Origin of the sequence: Shinella yambaruensis (genome assembly GCF_050859155.1) — a bacterium.
GTDB classification, from domain to species: domain Bacteria; phylum Pseudomonadota; class Alphaproteobacteria; order Rhizobiales; family Rhizobiaceae; genus Shinella; species Shinella yambaruensis.
Genome location: NZ_CP150638.1, coordinates 2,761,464 through 2,783,438, shown reverse-complemented (window position 1 = coordinate 2,783,438; position 21,975 = coordinate 2,761,464). Strand labels below are relative to the sequence as shown.

At 60.4% G+C, this 21,975-nt stretch carries 20 protein-coding genes and 1 tRNA gene; 16 read left to right on the top strand and 5 right to left on the bottom strand.

The window, feature by feature from the left end:
* The first annotated feature begins 108 nt into the window (after positions 1-108).
* Complete coding sequence (locus tag WMC41_RS13635; RefSeq protein ID WP_432343944.1) at positions 109-990, top strand: branched-chain amino acid aminotransferase; 882 nt, start codon at positions 109-111, stop codon at positions 988-990.
* A gap of 422 nt (positions 991-1,412) precedes the next feature.
* The gene (locus WMC41_RS13630; RefSeq protein ID WP_432343942.1) at positions 1,413-2,339 is read left to right on the top strand and encodes an IS110 family transposase; all 927 of its coding nucleotides are present in this window, start codon (positions 1,413-1,415) and stop codon (positions 2,337-2,339) included.
* Between the two features lie 53 nt (positions 2,340-2,392).
* Here the strand turns inward: WMC41_RS13630 and WMC41_RS13625 are convergent, their stop codons facing one another.
* Positions 2,393-3,499 (bottom strand): ABC transporter substrate-binding protein, encoded by a 1,107-nt coding sequence (locus WMC41_RS13625; RefSeq protein ID WP_244766943.1) that lies wholly within the window; start codon positions 3,497-3,499, stop codon positions 2,393-2,395.
* Positions 3,500-3,800: 301 nt separating this feature from the next.
* On the opposite strand from WMC41_RS13625, the gene WMC41_RS13620 reads away from it, so the two are divergent.
* The 7 genes from WMC41_RS13620 to WMC41_RS13590 all read left to right on the top strand — a co-directional run bounded on the left by WMC41_RS13620 (position 3,801) and on the right by WMC41_RS13590 (position 7,033).
* Positions 3,801-4,373 (top strand): transglycosylase SLT domain-containing protein, encoded by a 573-nt coding sequence (locus WMC41_RS13620; RefSeq protein WP_244766942.1) that lies wholly within the window; start codon positions 3,801-3,803, stop codon positions 4,371-4,373.
* 92 nt (positions 4,374-4,465) lie between these two features.
* Positions 4,466-4,975, top strand: a complete 510-nt coding sequence (locus WMC41_RS13615; protein WP_432343938.1) for a GrpB family protein — start codon at positions 4,466-4,468, stop codon at positions 4,973-4,975.
* A 105-nt stretch (positions 4,976-5,080) separates the two neighbouring features.
* Positions 5,081-5,434 carry a DUF1428 domain-containing protein gene (locus WMC41_RS13610; protein WP_288081358.1) on the top strand — a complete coding sequence of 118 codons (354 nt, stop codon included), beginning with the start codon at positions 5,081-5,083 and terminating at the stop codon, positions 5,432-5,434.
* A gap of 53 nt (positions 5,435-5,487) precedes the next feature.
* Positions 5,488-5,613, top strand: coding sequence for a hypothetical protein (locus WMC41_RS13605; RefSeq protein WP_367830846.1), 126 nt, complete (start codon positions 5,488-5,490; stop codon positions 5,611-5,613).
* Positions 5,614-5,624: 11 nt separating this feature from the next.
* Complete coding sequence (locus WMC41_RS13600; RefSeq protein WP_432343935.1) at positions 5,625-6,047, top strand: secondary thiamine-phosphate synthase enzyme YjbQ; 423 nt, start codon at positions 5,625-5,627, stop codon at positions 6,045-6,047.
* Between the two features lie 140 nt (positions 6,048-6,187).
* Positions 6,188-6,538 carry a nuclear transport factor 2 family protein gene (locus WMC41_RS13595; protein ID WP_244766938.1) on the top strand — a complete coding sequence of 117 codons (351 nt, stop codon included), beginning with the start codon at positions 6,188-6,190 and terminating at the stop codon, positions 6,536-6,538.
* Between the two features lie 111 nt (positions 6,539-6,649).
* Positions 6,650-7,033: a hypothetical protein gene (locus WMC41_RS13590; RefSeq protein WP_432343932.1), complete on the top strand. Its 384-nt coding sequence runs from the start codon at positions 6,650-6,652 to the stop codon at positions 7,031-7,033.
* A 436-nt stretch (positions 7,034-7,469) separates the two neighbouring features.
* Here the strand turns inward: WMC41_RS13590 and WMC41_RS13585 are convergent, their stop codons facing one another.
* The gene (locus WMC41_RS13585; protein ID WP_432343930.1) at positions 7,470-8,225 is read right to left on the bottom strand and encodes an SIMPL domain-containing protein; all 756 of its coding nucleotides are present in this window, start codon (positions 8,223-8,225) and stop codon (positions 7,470-7,472) included.
* Between the two features lie 154 nt (positions 8,226-8,379).
* Between WMC41_RS13585 and WMC41_RS13580 the strand changes: the two genes are divergently transcribed.
* Positions 8,380-8,455: transfer RNA gene (locus tag WMC41_RS13580), tRNA-Ile, on the top strand.
* Between the two features lie 328 nt (positions 8,456-8,783).
* On the opposite strand, the gene WMC41_RS13575 is transcribed toward WMC41_RS13580, so the two are convergent.
* A complete protein-coding gene (locus WMC41_RS13575; protein WP_432343928.1) occupies positions 8,784-10,757 on the bottom strand; it encodes an AAA family ATPase in 1,974 nt (657 codons plus the stop codon).
* Positions 10,758-10,795: 38 nt separating this feature from the next.
* Positions 10,796-11,413 (bottom strand): hypothetical protein, encoded by a 618-nt coding sequence (locus WMC41_RS13570; RefSeq protein WP_432343926.1) that lies wholly within the window; start codon positions 11,411-11,413, stop codon positions 10,796-10,798.
* An 891-nt stretch (positions 11,414-12,304) separates the two neighbouring features.
* Here WMC41_RS13570 and WMC41_RS13565 point away from each other — a divergent pair.
* The 5 genes from WMC41_RS13565 to WMC41_RS13545 all read left to right on the top strand — a co-directional run bounded on the left by WMC41_RS13565 (position 12,305) and on the right by WMC41_RS13545 (position 18,832).
* On the top strand, positions 12,305-12,454 hold the full coding sequence (locus WMC41_RS13565; RefSeq protein WP_432343924.1) for a hypothetical protein: 150 nt from the start codon (positions 12,305-12,307) through the stop codon (positions 12,452-12,454).
* A gap of 76 nt (positions 12,455-12,530) precedes the next feature.
* Entirely contained in the window at positions 12,531-13,325 is a 795-nt protein-coding gene (locus WMC41_RS13560; RefSeq protein WP_432343921.1) for a hypothetical protein, read from the top strand.
* Positions 13,325-15,733 (top strand): hypothetical protein, encoded by a 2,409-nt coding sequence (locus WMC41_RS13555; protein WP_432343919.1) that lies wholly within the window; start codon positions 13,325-13,327, stop codon positions 15,731-15,733. Before WMC41_RS13560 ends, WMC41_RS13555 begins: the two co-directional genes overlap by 1 nt.
* Complete coding sequence (locus WMC41_RS13550) at positions 15,730-16,683, top strand: TniB family NTP-binding protein (RefSeq protein ID WP_432343916.1); 954 nt, start codon at positions 15,730-15,732, stop codon at positions 16,681-16,683. The genes WMC41_RS13555 and WMC41_RS13550 overlap by 4 nt, the downstream gene beginning before the upstream one ends.
* 1 nt (position 16,684) lies before the next feature.
* Positions 16,685-18,832 carry a TniQ family protein gene (locus WMC41_RS13545; protein WP_432343913.1) on the top strand — a complete coding sequence of 716 codons (2,148 nt, stop codon included), beginning with the start codon at positions 16,685-16,687 and terminating at the stop codon, positions 18,830-18,832.
* A 46-nt stretch (positions 18,833-18,878) separates the two neighbouring features.
* Here WMC41_RS13545 and WMC41_RS13540 read toward each other — a convergent pair whose 3' ends face one another.
* Positions 18,879-20,891, bottom strand: coding sequence for an AAA family ATPase (locus WMC41_RS13540; protein ID WP_432343911.1), 2,013 nt, complete (start codon positions 20,889-20,891; stop codon positions 18,879-18,881).
* Positions 20,892-21,131: 240 nt separating this feature from the next.
* On the opposite strand from WMC41_RS13540, the gene WMC41_RS13535 reads away from it, so the two are divergent.
* On the top strand, positions 21,132-21,965 hold the full coding sequence (locus WMC41_RS13535) for a hypothetical protein (RefSeq protein ID WP_432343909.1): 834 nt from the start codon (positions 21,132-21,134) through the stop codon (positions 21,963-21,965).
* The last annotated feature ends 10 nt before the right edge of the window (positions 21,966-21,975 follow it).

Sequence of the window (21,975 nt, the reverse complement as noted above, 5' to 3'; positions counted from 1 at the left end):
CACCCATTCAACATCTTGAATGGACAAGCGCGACCGGCTGTCGGAAGGCATTTGTGACTTGACCGGTCCGGCCCGCCGGGCCTTGATGGGCAAAAAGGAGTTTACAAAATGCCAGTCGATACCTCACCACGCTCGACGACCTGGACCTTCGTGGACGGCGAATGGGTTTCAGGCAACCCGCCGCTCATCGGCCCCACCTCGCACGCCATGTGGCTCGGCTCGACCGTCTTCGACGGCGCGCGCTGGTTCGACGGCATCGCGCCCGACCTCGACCTGCATTGCCAGCGCGTCAACCGCTCCGCCGAGGCGCTCGGCCTCAAGGCGGTGGTGAAGGCAGAGGAGATCGAGGCGCTGTCCTGGGAAGGCGTCAAGAAGTTCGACGGCAAGACGGCGATCTATGTCAAGCCGATGTACTGGGCCGAGCACGGCGCGTTCAGCGTGGTGGCGCCGGACGCGGAATCGACCCGCTTCGCGCTCTGCCTCTTCGAGGCGCCGATGGGCGACCCGAAGGCCGCATCCTCGCTGACCCTCTCGCCCTTCCGCCGCCCGACGGTGGAATGCATGCCGACGGATGCCAAGGCCGGCTGCCTCTATCCGAACAATGCCCGCATGCTGGTGGAGGCCCGCAAGCGCGGCTTCGACAATGCACTGGTGCGCGACATGCTGGGCAATGTCGCCGAAACCGCCTCGTCCAACATCTTCATGGTCAAGGACGGCGTCGTTTTCACGCCCGCCGCCAACCGCACCTTCCTTGCCGGCATCACGCGCATGCGCGTCATCGGCCTGCTGAAGGAAGCCGGTTTCGAGGTGGTCGAGACGACGCTGACGGTCGCCGATTTCGAGAGCGCGGACGAGATCTTCACCTCGGGCAACTATTCCAAGGTGGTTCCGGTGACGCGCCTCGACGACCGCGACCTCCAGCCCGGCCCGGTCACCGCCAAGGCGCGCGACCTCTATTTCGACTGGGCCCATTCCGACGGCGACGCGTGAGGGCAAACAAGACCGCCGGGGCTTTCGCCCCGGCGCCAAGTTTGCCAGTGAACCCCACCCAACCCACTGCCGTCAACCAGCGGCAAGCGCAGCGTTTGTTGGATGGATGGTCGGGTCAAGCCCGACCATGACGGAGGAGAGGCGAGGCGGACGTCGCCAAACAAAAACGCCGGGGCTCTCGCCCCGGCGTCAGATTCGCCGGTAAACCCAGCCCCATCCACTGCCGTCATCCTCGGGCCTGACCCGAGGATCCTGTGTGTTTGGTCTGATGTAAGATGGTTGCGGGAAGGAGGCCGAGAGGATCCAGGCCGCCGTTTGTGACGGCAGGCCGCGGCGTGGCTTGGTCCCTTCCCGCTTCGCCCATCAACCTGAACAGTTGCACGGGGCTGTCGCCACAGACCCCGCACACAGGAGCAGGCGCCATGACGATACACCATACCTTCATCGGCTGCGACATCGGCAAGGACATGATCGACATCTTCGATCCGAGAACGGCCAGGTTCTGCCGCATTCCCAACGAGCAGACCGCGCTGTCCGCTTTTGCCCGTGGCCTCGACCCGGCCACCGACCTGGTCGTCTTCGAGGCGACAGGTCATTGCGACCGGCTGCTGCGCCTGTGTCTTTCGCAGGCCGGCATCGCCTTTGCCCGCGTCAACCCGAAGACGGCCCGGCGCTTTGCCGAAGCGCGGGGACGGCTGGCCAAGACCGACCGCATCGATGCCCGCTCGCTTTGCGAGATGGGAACCATGTTCGGCCTGACGGCCGAGGCGCCGCCTTGCCCGGTGCGCGAACGGCTGGCGGCCCTTGCCCGCCGCCGGGACCAGCTCGTCGATGCCCGTGCAACCGAGCGCCGGCATCTTTGCGATGCCTTCGATCCCGCCGTCCGCGCCGACATCGAGGCCATGATCGCCATCCTCGGCGAGAGGATCGCCTCGATCCAGGCTGCGATCGACGAGCAGATGAAGAATGGACATCTCGCTCAGCAGGCGCACCGCCTTACCTCCGCGCCCGGCGTGGGCAAGGTGACAGCCTTGACCCTGCTGGCCCATATGCCCGAACTCGGCAGCCTTTCGCCCAAAACAGCCGCAAGCCTTGCCGGCCTTGCTCCCTTCAATGACGATTCCGGCAGGAGATCCGGCCGCCGCCGCATCAAGGGCGGCAGGCCAAGGGTGCGAAAGGCCCTCTACATGGCGGCCCTCGGCGCGATCAAGGCCTCAGCGCGCCTGCGCGCCTTCCATCAGGCCGTCTCAGCCAGAACAGGCTCCGCAAAGGCCGGCATCATCGCCGTCGCAAGAAAGCTCATCACGATCCTCAATGCAATGCAGCGCGACAAAACTAACTTCGCTTGAACACAGTTGCCACGCGGCATGTGGGGCGTTTTCCGTTCTTGGCTTCTTTCGCTTTATTCGGCGGCGACGATCTTGCCGTCTTCCCACTTGAAGAGCGAGAAGCTCTGCGAGGTGAGGTCGCCGTTCTCGCCGTAGGTCAGCTTGCCGATGGCGGTCGGGATGGCTTCGCCGGACTTCAGCGCTGCCGCGACGGCGGCCGAATCCTCTGCGCTGCCGGCCTTCTCGATACCGGCCTTGAGAACCTCGACGGCGGCATAGGCATTGAGCGTGAAGGCTTCCGGCGGGATGCCCTTTTCGTTGAGCACGGCGACGGCGGCCTGCGAATCGGGGCTCTTCAGCGCGTCGGAGGCATTGGTGAAGAGCGTGCCGGCAGCCGCTTCGTTGCCGATCGCCCAGTATTCGCTGTTCGACAAGCCTTCGCCGCCGATGATCGTGGCGTTGACCGCGAGATCCTTCAGCTGGCGGGCGAGCAGGCCGCCTTCCGGATGGTAGCCGCCGAAATAGATGACCTCGACGCCATCGGCCTTGAGGCGGGTGATCAGCGCACTGAAATCCTTGTCGCCAGGGGTGACCGAGTCGTAGAGCGCCTCAGTGACGCCGCCCTTGTTGAGCGCGGCCTTGAAGGAATCGGCCAGCCCTTTGCCGTAGGCGCCCTTGTCATGGATCACGGCGACCTTCTTGTCCTTCAGGCTCGCCAGCACATAGGCGGCGGCGACTTCGGCCTGCTGGTCGTCGCGCCCGCAGGTGCGCAGCACGTTTTCAAGGCTGCGCGCGGTCAGGTCCGGCGCGGTCGCCGTCGGGGTGACCATCAGCACGCCGTTTTCAGCAAAGACGTCGGAGGCCGGGATGGCGACGCCCGAGGTCACCGGGCCGACGACGAAGCGGATGCCTTCGCCGACGATCTGGTTGGCGGCCGAAACGCCCTGCTTGGGCTCGCCCGCATCGTCGGCCAGCTTCAGGACGACCTGTTCGCCGAGAATGCCGCCGTTCTTGTTGATCTCGGCAACGGCCGCTTCCGCGCCGTTCTTCACCTGGTCGCCATAGGCGGCGACCGGGCCGGTCAGCGGGGCGACGAGGCCGATGACGATGTCCGCATGGGCGAGCGGGGCAAAGGCGACGGATGCGGCGAGCAGGGCGCCGGCAAAGATCTGCTTCTTCATGGGAGTCTCCTCAACTGGGGCCATGGGGCGGCCCGGTCGCAGATGCTCACGCGTCCGGACGGCGCTTGCCGGATTCCGATGCGGAGCGGGTTCTTTCACGGTCCGGAACAATCGTTCACGAAAGGCCGGCGTGCTGCAGATTGATTAGGCCGGAAGGGGAAAAAGCGCAACAAAATAATGCATTTGCATATTTGATGGGCGGATCACCCGCGTGAATGGAAGGCGGTATGCGGCAATTGAATCAAAACGGATTGTTAAGATTTACGATTTATAAATATCCGGGAAATTCTGAGGAACTGCGATGCGTTGCGTCTTGATCGTCGTCCTCCTGTTGCTTGCCGGATGCGCGTCTGTTCCGCGGCAGACGCAGAATGCCTGCGCCATCTTCGAGCAACGTGACGGCCTGTTCGACAACTGGCGGCGTGCCGCCTACCGCGCCGAGCGGGAATATGGCGTGCCCGTTCCCGTGCTCATGGCGACGATCTACACGGAGTCCGGCTTCCGGCACAATGCGCGCCCGCCGCGCACGAAGCTCTTCGGCTTCATCCCCTGGAAGCGGCAATCGAGCGCGCTCGGCTTCTCGCAGGCGCTCGACGGCACCTGGGCGCAATACAAGCGCGTGACCGGCCGCTGGGCCGCCAACCGCACGGATTTCTCCGACGCGATCCGCTTCATCGCCTGGTATCACGCCGAGAGCAACCGCAGGAACGGCATCGCCCTCAACGACACCTACCGCCTCTACATCGCCTACTACCACGGCCATGCCGGCTATTCGCGCGGCAACTGGAGCGGCACGGCCAAGGCCGGCGCGAAGCGCGCGTCGAACATGGCGGTCAGCTATTCGCGACAGTTGAAGAATTGCGGGGCATGGTAGGCAGGACGGATTGCCGCTACGATGGTTCAGCGTTTCGGTCGTGCACGCTGGTGTTTCCGCGCGCAGCTTCCATCGGGACAAGGAGATCGGCTTTGCCCACTCCCGTCATCGTCGTCGGTTATGACGCGGCATGGCCGGATTTGTTCGCGGAGATTGCAAAGTCTCTTCGGGCGCTGCTCGGCGATGCCGTCAATGCAATCGACCATGTCGGAAGCACCGCCGTGCCGGGGCTTGCCGCCAAGCCAATCATCGATATCGATGTGACGCTTTGCGGCCGGGAGCTGATCGAGCCTGCCTGCCAGCGCATTGTGCAGGCGGGCTACGGCGCGCGGGGAAACCGCTATGACGACGATATGTGGGCCTTTCTGGCAAAATGGGAGCCTGCCTGCCGTGTCTATCTGTGCCCACCGGGAAATGAGACGCATCGCAAGCGCTTGTTGTTTCGTGACAGGCTGCGTCAAGACGGGGCGCTTCGTGAAGCCTACGGCGCGTTGAAGCAGCAACTTTCCAGACGGTTCTTTCTGGATGGAGATGCCTACACCGCTGCAAAGCGGGATTTCATAGAGGCGGCGATCCGCAACGCTCCTCCGCCGCGCTGGTAGGTTCAGGCTTCTGCGCGCCCGTCATCGCATAAAATTACGCCCCCTTGTCGGATCGGCCTTCCGACACACGTCCTTGTCATGTCCAAACCCAAGAAGGAGACGATCATGACCTATGTCGATGGATTCCTGCTGGCCGTGTCGAAGGCCAATCTGGAGCGGTACAAGGACATGGCACGCACGGCGGGCGATGTCTGGAAGGAGCTCGGCGCGATCGATTATGTCGAATGCATCGGTGACGACGTGCCCTATGGAGAGCTCACCTCGTTTCCCCGCGCCGTTCTGGCGAAGGACGACGAGGTGGTGATCTTTTCCTGGGTCACCTATGAATCGCGCGCGAAGCGCGACGAGATCCTTGCCAAGGTGATGGCGGACGAGCGCCTGAAGGGCGACGAATGGAAGGATGTCTTCGACGGCAAGCGCATGATCTACGGCGGCTTCGAGGCGGTGGTCGAGTTGTGAGCCGGGGGGAAGCAGGCTAAACCCTTATCCGGTACCGGAAGAAAGGACACGCCATGACGAACCTCTACTACGCGATCGTCGGAACCACGACGGACACGAATATGGGCCTGGCGCGCTTCATGGGCGTCATCCTCGCCTTCATCGTGGTCGTCGGCACCCTGTTCTGGGCCATCGGCTGAGGCGACGCCGCATGCCGCAGACGATCGTGACGGTTCCGACCCGCGGGCAGGGGCTTTACGAATTCACCGGCGAGGCCGCCGCCTTCGTGCGGCGCGCGGGCGTGGAGGAGGGGTTGCTGACGGTCTTCGTCCGCCACACCTCCTGCTCGCTGCTCATCCAGGAAAATGCCGATCCGGACGTGCGGCGCGATCTCGACCAGTTCTTCCGCCGGCTCGTGCCGCCCTCGGACGATCCTGCCATGCGCTGGATCGTGCACACGCTGGAGGGGCCGGACGACATGCCGGCCCATATCAAGGCGGCGCTGACAGCCGTCTCGATCGGCATTCCGGTCGTCGGCGGCCGCCTCGCGCTCGGCACCTGGCAGGGCCTCTATCTCTTCGAGCACCGCGACCGGCCGCACCGGCGCGAAATCGTCCTGCATCTCGGCCCTTGACGGAACCGGCCGGCACGATGGAACGTTCCTGCGGCGATCCATCCCGGAGCGTGTCGCGATTGCGTTCCGGGTCCTGTTCTCGCCTGTCGCCCGCGAACGCCCGGCGGGCGCCCGCGCGGCGGATTTCGAAGGAGATGTTCATGGCGAATACCGAAAGCATCAACCATGCCGTCATCGAGGCGTTGAACGCCCGCGACTTCGCCGCCCTTGCCGGCAAGGTCCACGAGGATGTCTCGATCTCCGGCATCGGAGAGGGCATGGACAATGGCCGCGCCGCGCTGCGCGATCGTCTCGCCCGGCATTTCGAGGCCTTCGACGAAAGCTATGGCGACGCGCTGGTGATGAGCGATGCGCTCGGCAACAATGTCGCGATCCGCCTGACGGCGCGCGGCAGGTCGGCGGCGGGCGATGCCTATTCGAAGGAGAAGATTCTGCTGCTCGAGCTCGAGGACGGGGCCATCACCCGCATTGCCTTCTTCACCGGTTCATGAAGTTGAACGGAGGCTGAACGACGGCTTCGGCCTCCGTTCAGCCTCGCGCCTCTAAGGTCTCCTCAATCGCCGGACGAAACGGCCCGGCCGGTGTGAACAGGAGATCCCCCGATGACCCGCTTTCTGAAAAAATCCCTTCTTGCCGCCGTTCTCGGCCTCGGCGCGCTGACGGCTACGATGCCGGCCGCCTCCGCCGCCAATATCGAGCTGTCGATCGAGCAGGTCGGCTATCGCAACGGTTTCTTCGAAGTCCGCGACCATGACGGGCGCCGCGATCGCTGGGATCGCCGGAACGATCGCCGCCATGGAAACTGGGGCGGCCGCGGACGCTGCGATCCTCGCCTGGCCATGGTGAAGGCGCACGACCTCGGCCTGCGCCGCGCCCGCATCGCCGATGTCACGCCGCGCAAGGTCGTCGTCGAGGGCTTCCGCTACCAGGGCTACGGCCGCATCGTCTTTGCCAACGACCGCTATTGCCCGGTGCTCTGGCGCTGAGCGGAAAGATCGGTTCGCCGGCCTTTCCCTGAACGCCGCCCGCAAGGTCACCCCCGGCCGGCGAGCGGCCGCCCTCCCGGTTCCGCCGGGAGGGTTTTTGCGTTTTGCGCCTCACCATCCCCGGCAGGACCGTAGGACCGCAGGCCGTGGAACGAAGGGCGTGCGGCCTGCCCACGCTTCCGGCGGGTAGGGAAGGGAACGGCGATACCGTGCGATGGCGATTGCCCTGGGCGGGATGGAAGCATGCTGTTCACGGTGAAGGCGGCGCCGCGAAGAGGGCTTGCAGGGGAAGGGTACCCGCGCGCTTCCTGCTGCAGGATACGGGAGCGAGGCCTTTCCCCGCCGATGATCGTCCGCACCCGTTTCACGGATGATCGTCCGGGACGAAAAAGGGCCGGTTGCCCGGCCCTTTCGAGAACGCGTCGTTCCGCGCGGTTCAGTTGCCGAGCGCGAAGGTCACGTTGACGGTGACGGAATAGCTGTTCTCGCCGGTGGCGAGCGGCACGGCGCCGCCTTCGGCATAGTCCTTGGCCATGGCGCGCATCATCGGCATGGGTTCGGCCCGATAGGTGGTTTCGGAGATTTCCAGCACGCGGCCGAGGCCGACGCCGGCGGCATCCGTCAGTTCCTTGGCCTTGGCCATGGCGTTCTCGACGGCCTTCTTGCGCGCCGCGCTGACGGCGGCATCCGGCTTGTCGTTGACGAAGCGGATGCCGTTGCCCTGGTTGGCGCCGAGCGTCACGGCCTTGTCGAGGATCTCGCCGAGCTTGGAGAGATCGCGCACGCGCAGCGTCACCGTGTTGGTGACCTGGAAGCCGATCAGCACCGGCGGCGGGTTCTCGCCGGTCGAGCTCTGCGGATACTGGTATTGCGGGTTGATCATGAAGCCGGAGGTCTGCAGGTCGCGATCTTCGATGCCGGCTTCCTTCAGTGCGGCAAGGATGTCGGCCATCGCCTTGTTGTTGGCATCGAGCGCCTCGCGGGCCGTCTTGGCGTCCTTGACGACGCCGAGGTCGATCAGGGCCATGTCGGGCGCCATCTCCGCGCGGCCTTCGCCGGTGACGACGATGGTCGCCTCGCGCGGCTTGGCGCTGTCCTCAGCCCGCGCGGCCATCGGCATCGCAGCGGCAAGAGCAAGCGAAAGCGCGACAAGGCTGGCGCCCGTGCGGCGGCCCAGGGTTCCGTAGAACATAAAGAAAATCTCCTGATGGTTGCGTCCCTTGCGCCGTTCTTCGCCCGTGATTGTGTAGAGAATACGGCGACGCTTGTGAGGTCCGCCGAATTCGTCTAGACGGTCTCTACGCGTCGGCCGCCATTGACCGACGCCCCCGGCCACCCGCCGGGACGGGCCTGTAGCTCAATGGTTAGAGCCGGCGGCTCATAACCGCTTGGTTGCAGGTTCGAGTCCTGCCGGGCCCACCATTTCTGCTCTGGCGCGCCACAAACGTCTGATCCGGCCGCCATCTACCTCTGAACTCTCTGCATGCGCCGCGGCAAGCCGCGATAGGGAACGAAAAAAGGCCGAACAGAGCGCTGTTCGGCCTAAACTATTTAGAAAACACATTAATTTTTGAATCGCGGTGTCCGGCTTCGGCTACTTGACGACCGCCATGTCGATATTGCAGGCGCTTATCAGCGCGCGTTGGTTGGCAACGGATCGCGCGCACTTACAGCAGGAGTGGTTCTGGTCGCTGGCTTTTTTCCAGTAAGACTCGGGGTCTTCAGCCTGAACTAAAGACCTCAGGCAATTTCAAGAACTCGATCCCACCAAGGCCGCCGTGCCGCCATCCATCTGTCGCTCGTGATTCTCAACCGCAGCTTCGATCTCTTCCGCTGACAGGGTCTTCCTATTGACCAGTGACCTCGCCAACGATGCCAGCAGTTCTCGTCGCGGTTCCAAAATGTCGGTCGCGCGCTTGAATTGCGTCCTTAGTGTAGACTCCACGATGTCAGCCAATTCCGGGCGGCGAGTTCTCGCTAGGGAGAGTGCCTCGGGCGTGCTGACAGCCTCGGAGATCATCCATCGGCCAAGGCCCCACGTAATTTCCATCATCGTCGCGAGGTCAGTGGCAATATTGAGGTCTGCCTTTTCGTCGCCGGCCGAGCCGATGGAGTGATCTCCGTACACGAGGCGTTCAGCTGCCATCCCTGCCAAAAGCATTGCGATCCTGTTCTCGAAATAGGTCGACGTCTTGCGCCGGATAGCAGCCTCCCTGAAATGGGTTCCACCCAGCGGCGTGAACTTAGTGTCCTGAACCATGCTGTCCTCGATGGAAACATACACAAGGGGATCGGATTGGAGCTTCACGCTCACGAGAGCATGGCCCATCTCGTGGATTGCCACCGCCTCGATTACTTCGGCTGGCAACATCACTCGCGCCGGCATCGCTGACAGAAGGTCTTTCAACTCCAGTTCGCGTCCGGCGCGCCTGGCCGATCGTTTCGCGTCGCGAGCAGCGCGCTGGATATCGGCCCCCGTCCAGCCTCTCGAGTTTTTCACGACACTATCGAGGTTCTGGGACTTCAGGTCATTGCCAAGCTGGTATCTGAAGATGTCGAGTCTGCCCTTGGCGTCGGGGAGGGGGATGACACACTGACGGTCAAGTCTGCCCGGCCGCAGGAGAGCGGGGTCTACAAGATCGGGAAAGTTGGTCGCGCCGACCACCACAACGCCTTCGCGGTCGTCGATGCCGTCCAGGCATTCCAGGAGGCCATTCACGACCTGGCGAGAGTAACTCGCGCCGTCGCCACTGTACTCTTCGCGAGCCGAGAAGCTGTCGAATTCGTCGATGAAGAGGATAGACGGGGCACAGGCCCTCGCGCTGTCAAACGCCGCGCGCATACCTCTCAGGAAGTCGCCCAAGTGTCCCTTGGCTTGCCAGCGGGCTGCGGACGCCGCAACGAGCACCATGCCGCAGGTATTCGCGAGTGCGGTGGCGAATGAGGTCTTGCCCGTTCCCGGAGGTCCCGACAGGAGCATGCCGTGATCGACATCGGCCCACGACAGCTTGCCGGCCTTCCAGTCTGCAATATCGGTGGCCAGTTCGAGACCCCAGGTCTTGGCATCCCCATAGGCAGGGAGGTCCTGCAAGGTCGGCTTATCCGGGAAGGGTAGAACGACCGATACCGGCTGCTCCTCTTCCTCTTTGGCGGGGTGCGCTTTCAAGCGTGCGATCGCGTTGCCAATCGGCCTGCCCGCTCGCATGGCCATGGTGAGGCTAGCCAAACTGTGGCCGCTGAGGAATTTGGCGTCTTTGTCGCTGATCCGGCCGAAGCCCATTCGGATGGCGGCGATCTTGATGTCTTCACCAGATGTCCTCGGCAGAACCGCCACCAAATCGGATGCTAGGTGCGCGTCTGCATCCAGCGTCGCCGTACTCTGCATCAGGACGATCGCCCTGCGGACTTCGTTGGTCCTAGATAGCTTAACGGAGTTCCTGAAGTCATCTTTATCGTTCACCGCGAAGATGTCGTAGTGGACCGTCATTGGGATGCCACCGGCGCGCGGGTTTTCCATGATCCAGTGGGCGGCGACAGAATAGTCGTAGACGTTCGCATCCTCCGGCACGACGATCGTGGCCACGAAGCGACGCGACCTGTGGATTAACGGCCGAAGCACCCGCAGCAGGGAGATGGCAGCCAATTGGGTCGAAAGCGACAGCTCGCGCGTGCGTCGTCTGGGAAGCGAGAAGTCGGTTACGTCGACGTCGGGCATTTTACGCATGTGATATTCCTCGAAAACGATGGCGGAAACGGCTGACGTCAGCTCGCTATGCGTCTCACCGCCGTCGAGGGACCGATCAGTTCGTCGTCAAGTTCGATTTCCACGAAGCCATTCAGAACCATCGATGCCAGACCGGCTACAGGCCTGGTTTCGGAGAACGCGGTCAGGCATTCGGCGACGCTCAACGACCCATGCTCTTCCAGAGCCGCCAGAAGCCTGACCCGATCTCCGAGCGTGGCCTGGTAATTTCCATATCGCAGCAGGTCTTTCGCGTTGCGGAGCCTTGCGCCGCCATAGACCTCGATCTTGGGGGGACGCTTGTACTGGAATCCCGCCTCGGCGGCAGCCGCCTCTAACAGGGCAGTATCGGCTGTCTCTGTGCGATCGAAACCATCGACGAGAATGCGTTGTCCTGAGACGTGGCAGACAAGAAAATCACAGACATGGTATTCCAGGCCAACGGAGAGGAATGGCGGATCACAGGTCCAAGTTTCCACTTCCGCATCCACGTCGAACAGGCATGCGATGTCCCGCGCGACCTGGGACCGGAACGTGACCGGCCCTTCGCTCTTGATCGTGGCTCGCGGGAAGAAGGAGGACCGCGTCTGCACCGCCTTTGCGACGTCCAGGATTTCGGTCTTACGGGAAACACGCATGTAACAGACTCCACAATATCGCCGATGACCGCCAGCCCTCATGGCTGACAAGACGTCATCGTATTCGCGAATGTGTGTGGATGTCGGTTTTCATGGAGAACGAAAATAGAACAAAAATAAGGGATGTCTAGGGGCCCAGGTCTATTTTTTTCGACAAGCCGGTATTTCTCAGTGAAAACGGAAACGACGGTGAAATTGGGAAATAGTGCGAACGATGAAATTATAGACTTCCGGGATTTTTCTGGATCGGAGGATGCCCTCTGAAGAAACGCCAGCAATTCGATCTTTCTTCATGCGCTGACGTTGGCACTGAAATTTAATTTTTTAAACGAAAATCCGCAAAACGATGTGAACAAGAAAATTCTTGCAAGTTCCACGTCGCACAATCCCAATGCAATCGTACTTGTGATCCATGGGAACGGAGAAGATGCCCATGACAGAGAAAATAAAAACGGGCCAACCTCTGAACAGGTCGGCCCGTTGGTATGTATGCCACCCCTTGCAAAGAGTAAGCCGGGCAAGTGTTGCCGGCTGGGTCTGCCCTGTCAACGGATTTTTCCATTCTGGCAAACGTCTAATCTAACAATCTGCAGTCCGACGGGCAGGGGCCCGGTTGACTTACCGAATTCGTCCGGTACAAACCGAGAACGGAAACGATGAGCCATGCCGTTTCCTCACACACGGGATGATCCCATGACCGCCTTCGGACTGCACATAGACAAGCGAATATGACTGCCATTGGCAGTTTGTAGTCGTTTGCCCGCAGTTCGGCGGTCCCATTGACCTCTCCGAACTTTGACCGCAAAGGCACGCGCTCCGAGGTGCGTGTCTCTCCCCATAGTTCATCGTAGCCCGCACGACTGCGCGTCGGCGGGAGAGGAGAAGTGCGCCATGTTCATTACCGAACTTACCATTTCCACGTCGCGTCCCATTCGTGCCGCCGAACTCGATTCACTCGGTGGCGAATGCAACTCGATCGCCGAGCTGATGCGCGAGTGGCAGGGACATCTGTACGAAGACGATCCTTCGACCGACTGCTGAGCTTTTTGCCCAATCTGTAACCGACTCCGCCGGTTGCGAGGATCGGCGTCGGCGGAGCCATGTCTGGAGACAAGAAATGAACGAACAACAGCTCATGAAGTTTTTCGGCTTCGGCGACGACCACGTTCCTTTGGTGAAGGTAGCCAAAAGCCAGAAACGGCAAGAAATCCCGGTCAGCTTCCCGACGCGCAAGGCCGCGCAGAAGTCGATCAGGGCGCGCTCTACGCTCATGCGCGACGCGCTGATCCACTTCGAGACCAACCCTGACGTCGTCAGGATCAGCGCGTACCCGATCAAACTTGAATACGAGATTACGAACTGGCACGGCGTGATCGCCTCCGTCAGTCACATTCCCATGATCGGGGTCTGGAGTAAGCAGAAGCAAGCGTCGTTCTTTGACGTCATCCCACTGTCGATCCAGGAAGAAAGGGGATGGATCGCCAGTAGGACGGCCACGCTGAAGCGTGTGTTCTGGGAAGAATACCGCGCGACATATGCCGTGCTCGACGAGCGAGAGCTTCACATCCAGCCAAGAATGGTAAACCTCGCGACCATTCGCTACCACGCCTACCGTCACGACGTAGAAGCCGTTACGGAGGTTCGGCGGGCGCTGACAATGCTTCCCGAAACCACCACCATCCAAACCATCACCGACGCCGCCGCGCTGTCTGAACGCGCTCACGTCTTCTACGAGGAGGACGGCAGCGTCGCGCAGCGGCGGGTACTGCACGAAGTGAAGCGGGCGTTCTCCGCGGTCATGTGGCTTGCCGTCCAAGGTGAGGTGAAGGTGGATATCTCCACACCGATCGCTCTCTCGTCGACAGTGACGAAAACCATGGGTGTCTCGGGTTCCCAGGGGAGGGCCGCCTGATGTTCATGCACAACAAGAGCGAGTTTCTGAAGCGCGGATCGCTAGTTCCCGCCTCCAGCTTATCGGAACTTGAGATTCCTCCCCATCCCGTCGGTGCGGCCAACCACAAGGCTCAGGCCTTCAATCTTACGAAGGGAGCGCAGTTCGCACTCTTCAACATCGCTCGTTCCAAGGTCGCATACTGCGCCATTCTCTCGCGCGGCAAGTACGGGCTGATGGGTGAAAGGTTCATGATCCAGAACGCCGATACGAGCGAGACGGAGTTTCTCTCCGACTGGCAGATCAGCATTCTTTTGCGCGAAGGCCAATTCGTTCCTCTCAATTCCGCCGCGACGCGAGGGGCCGAGCAACCTGAGACGCCCAAGATCAAGAACTACCTTTCGATCTCTAAGAAAGACAGGGCGGCTGCGATCCGCCGCTGGTGGTACGCTCGCAAACTCGTCGAGGCACGTCAGGGCGGCAAGGTCAAACTGACCAAGAAGCTGATGCTGGAGGTTGCCGCCCGACACGCTGCGGAAAAGGGTGATCCGAGGGTGCCCTGTTACAACTCTCTGAGAGATTGGCTCGGGAAATACGAGGCGAACCCGTTCAACCGCATCATGGCGCTGGTGACCGACACTTCCGCCGGGAACACCGTCGAGAAGTTCGATCCTCGCATTGAGGAAATCCTCGACGAATGCGTGCAGTGGGCATGGACCCTTCCGAAGGGAAGCGCACTGAACGTGGAAGAGCAGTTCAAGCTGGAACTGGCGAAGAAGGAACACCGCAAGCTTCTGGAGCAGAACAAGCTCCCAGACGGTACTTACAATCTGCCGAAGTTTCGCACGCTCGAGCGCCGTATGGCGGCTCCGGATGACTATTCAAAGGACCTTTGGCGTTTTGGTCCCGACGCCGCTCGCAGCCGACATAGCTTTTTCACGCACAGGCAGTTGCCCGATCATAGCCTAAGCATCGTCGAGGTTGACTACACGGAAGCGGATATCTGCGTTTACGACGCCGAGTATCTGTGCCTGTTCGGCCGCCCCAGCGTCCTTTTCTTCGTCTCGAAGAAAAGCGGCTGCATTCTCGGTTTCGCCGTCCACTTCGACAACCAGAGCTACGAGGCGTTCCTCTACGGGATGCGCATGGCTTTGTACCCCAAGGACATGTCGCGGTTCCCAGGAGCCGAATGGAACCAGTACGGCGACGTGATGGCGATTCCTTCCGACAACGCATCATTCCTCAGGGGCGAAGACATTACCCGTGCCTCCGAGGAAATCGGTTTCGAAATCATCGAGACCATCCCCGGCGAGCCGACGGGAAAAGGTTTGGTCGAGCGGATGTTCCGCACCTTGAGCGAACAGGTATTTCACGTCCTTCCTGGGACGACGATGTCGAACGTCCAGCGCCGGAAGATGTTTGATGAGTCGAAGGGGTTAGGTCTTCCGCTTATCAGCCTCCAGCAGTTAGAGGACTTCATCACTCTGTGGATCGTGAAGTACCACAACACGCCACGGCGCGGCATTGGTCTCACGCCTCGCATGAAGGCCATCCCGCAGGAGGTCTGGGACGCCGACATCAAGAACATGCCGCCGCGTGACCCCATCGACCCCAACATCTTTGTTTCCCTTGGCGGCCACCGGGCATGGGTGACGATCCAGAACGACGGCGTCACCCACCAACACCTCACCTGGTACTCCGAGGACCTTCTCGAAATCACCGCCCACCCTGAACACCGTCCCGGCAAGAAGTACGAGCTGACGATGGATACGGCCGACCTTTCGACCGCGTTCATCACCAATCCATACCGGCGGAACCGCTCCATCAGGCTGAGGCCGAACGGTCGGTGCGCGCGCTACATGGACGGACTTCGGCTTTTCGTACACCGCAAGGTCGTCGAGCATCACAACAAGATGTTTAAGCGTCAGCCGATCACAATCGAGTCTTTGGAGCGCGCGAAGGGAACTTACCCCGACGAGCTTTCGAAGCTCCTCGACAAGAGGAAACTCCAGCGTACGGCGCAGGCGCTCGCGAAGTTCCATAGCCAGGTCACCCGGAAGCTCAAGCGTTCGGCCATCGTAAACGTGGTAGAGAGCGAGGCGGCGAGTGCCGACCATCTGGATTTCGCGGCCCCGTTCAGCCCTGCACCCGCTCGCTCGAAGTCTCCCAACCGCCCGGGCAGGGGCCGCAACGGGACGCCTACGGCCCTGGTTTCTCAGACCGATGATGGCGAGATCGTGGAGCGCGATCCCCTTGAGGATGCAGTAGCCGAACACAAGCGGCGCGGCACTCCGCGCACCGAACCTTCCGGCCCGGTTTTCGATGCCATCGCCCCCGTAGAAGCCCTTGTAGAAGCCCCCCTTACCACCGAGGCGGAGAGACGCGCCGCACTGCGCGAGCGCCTTGCCAAAAAAGGATTTGATGAATGATCATCCTCCCTGACTTCCACGAGATTTCCTTTGCCAACGATAACGAGGCCCGCCGTGAGATGCTTACGCTTCCTCCGGCGGCGCGCCAGCGGATGGTCGAAAATCTCCTGTACCGCTATCCACGCTTCAACCAGACTTTCGCCCGCCTCCAAAAGCTTCATCGGCCCGGTCCGCAGGGGGCTCCGATTGTAGGTCAGATCGCTGGGTTCCTCGGTAACTCCCGTGCAGGCAAAAGCTTCATGCTCAAGACGCTGCTGCGGGAGAACAAGCCCTATCGGCTTGACGATAGCTCCGGCTATGTCTTCCCGATGGCATACATCCCGGTGATGGAGCGCTGGGGAGCGCCGGATGTCGCTTCGGCTCTTTTCCTGGCGACCGGAGCGTCTTCGGTCCCGTATATCGGTGGCAAGTCTCTCGAGGCAAAATGCGTACGACGAGTGGCGACGCATGGAACGCCACTCGTCGTGTTCGATGACTCCCACTATATTTTCTCAGCCCCGCCTGCGAAACGGCGTTCCATTCTCTCGCTGATCAAGGCGTTGGCAGACAGCGGTTCGTGCTCGGTCTGGCTGTCGGGTCTGTATACGGTTGAGGCCTCGATGCTTAATGAGGCCCAGCATCTCAACCGCGGATCATTTCCCACAGTCCATCTTCTCGAGCACAACATGTCGATTGCCGACGAGATCGACGACTATCTCGGATTCTTGATCGGGGTTTCCAACAGGCTTCCGTTTGCCGAGGATTCAGTCCTCGACCGCGAGGAATGGCAGACCGAGTGGAGGCTCGCAGCGAACGGTTCCGTCGGCCTGACCATGAACATCGTGATCGATGCGGCACGGCAGGCAATCTTCGACGGGTCGCCCTGCATCCAGGGGCGTCATCTTCGCGAAGCATGTTTCCTGCGCAAGCGGACGGGCGACCTAACCTACCCATTCGAGAAGGCTGCCTGAAATGGTGTTCATCCAGACGCTCGTATTCTCCAGGTGGGATGCCACTCCGGCGCTTGACGAACCCGCCCATGGATTTTTCATGCGGTTGGCCGAGCTGGAAGGTTCGGTTACCATGACAACCTTTGCGAACTGGAACGACCTGGAGGTTAACCGGGTCGCCACAAACCAGCTCATGGAAACGCTTGAGCGCCATCCCATGCCCTCCGAGTGGTTTGAGCGCCTCCGGTTCAACACTCCGCTCCGCGATGGCGATGGCTATGTCCTCCGTGGACATAGCTTGCCCTATCACCATATCCGGTTCGAGCCGCGACGCTGGTGTCCAGGCTGCATCCATGAGTCAGCTCATCATCGCGGATGGTGGGAGGTGGAATCCATCCGCCACTGCCCGATCCATTGCGTCGAACTCGAGACCCGCGACGAAGGCGGTATGCACGTCCCATGGACCTGGCTTGGCTTCGGATACTCGCGTGATGGATTCGCCCTCGGCCGCCCGCTGCCACATCGAAGCGACGGCGCGCCGTTCGCGCGGTATCTTCTCGGCCGGTTCGGCTGGCTGGAACCAACGACGGCTCCGCTTCTTGATGCCATTCCCATTCCCGATGTCATCGACTATTGCGAGTTCGTCGGCCGATTCCTTGAAAACAAGCCCATGCGCAAGCATCCCGCCATCGGACAGCAGTCGGCCGATGTTGGTTTCGAGGCGCTACGCGGCGATCGGGGCGATCTCGCCGAGGCTTTTCGGGCATGGCACCGCAAACACAGGCGCGGCCACACGGCGCGTGGAGTAGCGCGCCATTTCTCGTGGGGATATCCCAAGCTGAACTTTCTCCCCGATAGCTTGAGGGCAACCGTTCGCCGAGCTTTTCATGAGGCTTTGGCCTTCGAGACGGGGGAGTACGATCGCCGTGTCCGCGATGAGGACTTCGACGTCGAATTCGTGCCGCGTCTGGAAATCGCCAAAAATCTCGGCATCGGGCCGCGCGCAGTAGTGCAGCTCGCAAGCGAGATCGGCATCCTTCAAAGGAACAGAGCGCGCCGCACGGTAGCTGCGGATGCCGTGCAAACAATTGCCCAGTACAAGGATACCCTGATCCCGATTTCGGAGGCAGCCCGGCGGCTCGGTATCCATCAGGACGCCATCCGTCATCTCGTGCATGCCGGCTATCTCAAGGTCTTCACGGACCTAAAACCTGGACGACGGAACGGGGGACGGTACTCGCCGGATCAGATCGATGCCGTTCTCCGTCTGATCGACGAATTGCCCGTGACCGGCTCACCCGCATACGGACTGACGCTGCACACTTATCGCGTTCGCAACAATCTGCTGCCCGGTACTGTCGCCGTTGCCTGCCTCAAGGGCGAGATTGTCATCTGCGAGAAGCGGGACAACGTTCCGGGCTTCAAGCGTCTGATGGTCCAGACCGATGCCAAGCGGAAGCGCCAGTCGTTCACTAGGTCAGAAGATACGATGACCATGGGCGAGGCCCAGGCGCTCCTGAACATGACCTACGAGACGACCCAGATTCTGGTGAAGCATGGCCACCTCGGCGAGGTCGAAGCCAGTCCACGGCAGGTGCTGATTTCCAGAAAAGCTGTCGAGGCTTTCGCGGCCGGTCACGCCAAGGCTTCGGATTTCGGCCATGGCATGGGCATCTCTGGACATGCCGTTAGCTGGAAGATGAAGCGGGAGGGTGTCGAACCCGTCGTGAAGTTCGTAAAAGGGGGCAAGCACGTCGATACAGTCTTCAAACGGGCTGACGTCATGCGGGTGTACGGCCTGGAAGCAGACCCTACCGTTCTGGAAGACCCCAGGGTGGACCGGTTCTGGGAAATCATCGTTCCCGAGGCCGCGAAGACCTGCCCGTATCTGATCTTCCCTCCGAAGCTGCCGCCGTCGGGCCAGCGCGTCTGGAATTCCAACAGGGGCCTGTCGGCGCATTTCCAGTTCGATCCGGGCCTCGGGGAAATCCATATCAACCTGAGCGCCCGCGGCGAGCGGCACAAGTTCTGGTTCGATCTCAATACCGAGGACTACGTCGCCGCCATAAAGGGCATGCTCGAGGTCTTCGACCGCATGGTAAAGGAGGCCACGGAGCGGCAGAACGCGAAGACGCGGGATTGGTGGAGGCAGCGGAGCAAACCCCTTTAACAGGATTTTCTTTTCGCTGATTTTGCGGGGTCTAGTAACGATAAAGCTATTTCAAAGCCGCATTTATCGCGTTTATCAGCTTCGACCAGCCATTCCGCTCGGCTTCGCTTAGATCAGTCGATGAGTGATCTCTGGTCCATTTTACGTAGGCTTTGGCCAGTTTATACTTCGAAAAATTGGCCCCTCCTTTCCTCGTTAATAGGTCAACAACCGGAGTGGTCGGCGATGCGGTAGCCTCCGCCGAAATATCGATCCCGAGGTCTGACGCTGCCACTTTGACAAGGGTATCGCGGAGCAAGTCCTCGATTTCGGCCTTGGGAACAGGAGGAGCTGTGAAGTCCGTAGTGCGCAAGATACGTTTCGCGCCCAATCTATGAACGAGGACATCCTGTTTAGCGGCTTGATCACCAGCATTATCAGAGTCGAGGAGCGCCGCGACTTTTAGATTATGGGCGACCAAGATAGTTGCGAAGTAAACCACTTTACTGGCCGTATTAGCCGGTACGAGTGCGATCTTGGAGTTCAGATCGGCAATGCTGTCCTGCCGTAGCATCTCAGCCGTCGCCTCAATGTACCAGAAGTCGGTGAGGCCTTCGAGTATGAGGTTACGTTGCTGGGCAAAGAGACTCTGTGCGAGATCGTAGCCCAAGGCTTCCTGCAGAGGCAGGAGTGCAGCGGGGTCGGCGGCGGTAATCGTCGTGTGGGCCTTGGTTCCGGTTCGACGATCTTTCATTTCAATGACCCGAACCAGATCAAGCTCATCTGGGCCGACGAGAAACGGCGAGTGAGTGGTGTAAACAGTCTGGTTCGCCTCCGCCAACTTTGAAATTGTCTCGCGGAAATCGCGCTGTTTAAGCGCGTGCAAACTCATTCCTGGCTCGTCAAGGAGAAGGATCGCATTGGCATGCTTCCCTGCAGTCTCCGAGAAAAACACCACGAAAAACGACACCAGCCATTGGAAGCCTTCCGAACGTTGGTCCAGCTCGATCTCGACGCCCAACTCGTCTTCGACGACAACCTTCAGATACTGGCCGTCCGCGGTGATCCTAAGTCGGTTGGCCTCGGCTCTATCTGGATTTGGATTCCATACGTTCACGATTTCCGAAGTCAGCCTGACGCTTGCGGCGTTCAGTTGATAGGATCGTTGATCGAGTTGGTCCCTATATTTCTTCAGTGCGTCTTGATCCGCGGCACCTGGTTCAGGCGCTCGTCCAAGCTTGGAAAGCTCGCGCGCCGTAAAACCAAGCAATTTCAGTAGGCACTCGTTTCCATAGTCATACTGATCGTCATCCAACAGCTTCTGTTCGATACGCGTCGCCAGATGATCAAGATGAATAAGTGGCCGTACGCGATAGTAGTTTGAAAACAGCACAAAAACTGGGATCGCCTTCATAAGGGTCTGAAGAGCGGCATCCCGTCGAGCCGCGAGCTTCGTTAATTTCAGGAGCTTGTCGTATCGCGCTTCCTCAGTTTCGTTAGCCTCGTCTATGAGCGGCAGGTGTTTCGTCAACCAAGTCGATACGGCCGTGGCGACATCCCCCTGAAGCCAATAGTTTCCGCCAGACCATTTGGCCAGTGCCGTCTCCAACAGTGTGCTGGATTTTTCTTCGTCGTCCTTCTGCCGCGTGTCTATATGCGCTGCCAGTCGCTGCAAGTCCTTGGCGATGCCCTCTGTGGTTGGGCGTTCCGGACCGCCTTCGAAGGTGTGGGTCCACGTATTGTCCAAGTACCTAGTGAATACGTAAGTCGCTTGTCGAAAGTCTTCGTCGATTGACGCTTTGTCGTCAGCGTCAAGGGTGAAGTGGGCAACGACCACCACCGTTGTTGCTGGGTCCACCTTTTTCGTCGTGATATCGTTGTAATCTTTACGTGGATAGTCTCGCAAAACGTCGAACGTGGCTGTGCCTACCGGTGCGTTAATTTGTTGCAGCGCGCGGAGAATCGCCGACTTTCCTGCTTCATTTGGGCCGACCATGATTGTCTTCGACTGTTCGAAATCGATCCAGCCGGAATCTTTTACACTGCGATAATCCGTGACACGGGCCTTCGAAAGCTTCAACTGGCGATCCTCCAACAACATTCTAAGTCTATGGTGAAAACGAGCGGTACTGCAACTTAGGATCACGAAAAATATAGACCTTGAACTCGGGTTCACCCGAATTGCAACGCGCTGTGGGCATCGTCCGGCACTCGGTTAATATTGGGCGTCTTTTGGAGTTGCATGGCTCGCCGGCTTCCCGGTTTCATAGTGATTAGTCGGCCTGATGTGTGTGTGGCCGCAATAGCGAGGGACAGCGAAATGCGAAATACGGATATCAAGCGGCGTGTAGATCGGATCGCGCGGGGGACAGGTCGGCACGAAGACTTCGTCAATATCTTCCTGTTTTTCCGCACCCACCATTGCGGGCGGCTCAGCGTCCGCGATGTCGGCGATTTCATCGCGCACAGAGAGGAACGCGGCAGAGGTGAAGTCACAGATCGGGCGAGGGATATGCTCTTGAGCTGCCGACACTGGCTTTTGACGGAGAACGGGATAACGCCGAGCCTTGAAGACATCAAAGAGGCCGTGCAGGCGACATTGAGGGTCGCCACGGAGAAGCAAATCAAGGACGCGGTCGGTCTCGACAAGGGGCAGGCGAAAGCGGCGCTGAAGACGGCACTTAGCAAAGCTGAAGACGGCGGCGTTCTCAAGGACAAGGAGCGTCGGGTACTGAATTATCTGGGGCGGACATTTATCTGGAATGTCGCTTACACGGACGTTTCGCTTATGGAAGACCTCGTCCATGTCCTCAAATTCCATGATTATCTTGATGACGCCGATGCGATCAGATTTCGCGAAGCAAGGACCTTTCTCGCCCTCTACGTCATCGCGACGCTGCATGGAACGCCGCTCACCATGAAGACCGAGGCGGTAACGCTCCGCGCGACGTTCAGGCAGGAAACTAAACAACTTGGACTGAAAGCAGAGCTCCCGGTAGCCAATCTCGGGAAGCCGATCTCGGCGAGCGTTTTCCTCTTCTCGACAGAGCTGGCTGCTGCGGAACATTGCGATCCGTCGCTCCTCGATACAGCGAACTGGACAGGTTTGCCGCTTGAAGTCAGCTCCGAAGGTAAGCTCGCCGTTATCGAGTGAGGCCGCGTTC

Excerpts from the sequence above, each read along its gene's own strand:
- WMC41_RS13625 (WP_244766943.1), bottom strand. The coding sequence starts at position 3,499 with ATGAAGAAGCAGATCTTTGCCGGCGCCCTGCTCGCCGCATCCGTCGCC.
- WMC41_RS13620 (WP_244766942.1), top strand. The coding sequence starts at position 3,801 with ATGCGTTGCGTCTTGATCGTCGTCCTCCTGTTGCTTGCCGGATGCGCG.
- WMC41_RS13585 (WP_432343930.1), bottom strand. The coding sequence starts at position 8,225 with ATGTTCTACGGAACCCTGGGCCGCCGCACGGGCGCCAGCCTTGTCGCG.
- WMC41_RS13635 (WP_432343944.1), top strand. The coding sequence starts at position 109 with ATGCCAGTCGATACCTCACCACGCTCGACGACCTGGACCTTCGTGGAC.
- WMC41_RS13610 (WP_288081358.1), top strand. The coding sequence starts at position 5,081 with ATGACCTATGTCGATGGATTCCTGCTGGCCGTGTCGAAGGCCAATCTG.
- WMC41_RS13570 (WP_432343926.1), bottom strand. The coding sequence starts at position 11,413 with ATGCGTGTTTCCCGTAAGACCGAAATCCTGGACGTCGCAAAGGCGGTG.
- WMC41_RS13565 (WP_432343924.1), top strand. The coding sequence starts at position 12,305 with ATGTTCATTACCGAACTTACCATTTCCACGTCGCGTCCCATTCGTGCC.
- WMC41_RS13560 (WP_432343921.1), top strand. The coding sequence starts at position 12,531 with ATGAACGAACAACAGCTCATGAAGTTTTTCGGCTTCGGCGACGACCAC.
- WMC41_RS13605 (WP_367830846.1), top strand. The coding sequence starts at position 5,488 with ATGACGAACCTCTACTACGCGATCGTCGGAACCACGACGGACACGAAT.
- WMC41_RS13575 (WP_432343928.1), bottom strand. The coding sequence starts at position 10,757 with ATGCGTAAAATGCCCGACGTCGACGTAACCGACTTCTCGCTTCCCAGA.
- WMC41_RS13550 (WP_432343916.1), top strand. The coding sequence starts at position 15,730 with ATGATCATCCTCCCTGACTTCCACGAGATTTCCTTTGCCAACGATAAC.
- WMC41_RS13590 (WP_432343932.1), top strand. The coding sequence starts at position 6,650 with ATGACCCGCTTTCTGAAAAAATCCCTTCTTGCCGCCGTTCTCGGCCTC.
- WMC41_RS13630 (WP_432343942.1), top strand. The coding sequence starts at position 1,413 with ATGACGATACACCATACCTTCATCGGCTGCGACATCGGCAAGGACATG.
- WMC41_RS13545 (WP_432343913.1), top strand. The coding sequence starts at position 16,685 with ATGGTGTTCATCCAGACGCTCGTATTCTCCAGGTGGGATGCCACTCCG.
- WMC41_RS13595 (WP_244766938.1), top strand. The coding sequence starts at position 6,188 with ATGGCGAATACCGAAAGCATCAACCATGCCGTCATCGAGGCGTTGAAC.
- WMC41_RS13600 (WP_432343935.1), top strand. The coding sequence starts at position 5,625 with ATGCCGCAGACGATCGTGACGGTTCCGACCCGCGGGCAGGGGCTTTAC.
- WMC41_RS13555 (WP_432343919.1), top strand. The coding sequence starts at position 13,325 with ATGTTCATGCACAACAAGAGCGAGTTTCTGAAGCGCGGATCGCTAGTT.
- WMC41_RS13535 (WP_432343909.1), top strand. The coding sequence starts at position 21,132 with ATGCGAAATACGGATATCAAGCGGCGTGTAGATCGGATCGCGCGGGGG.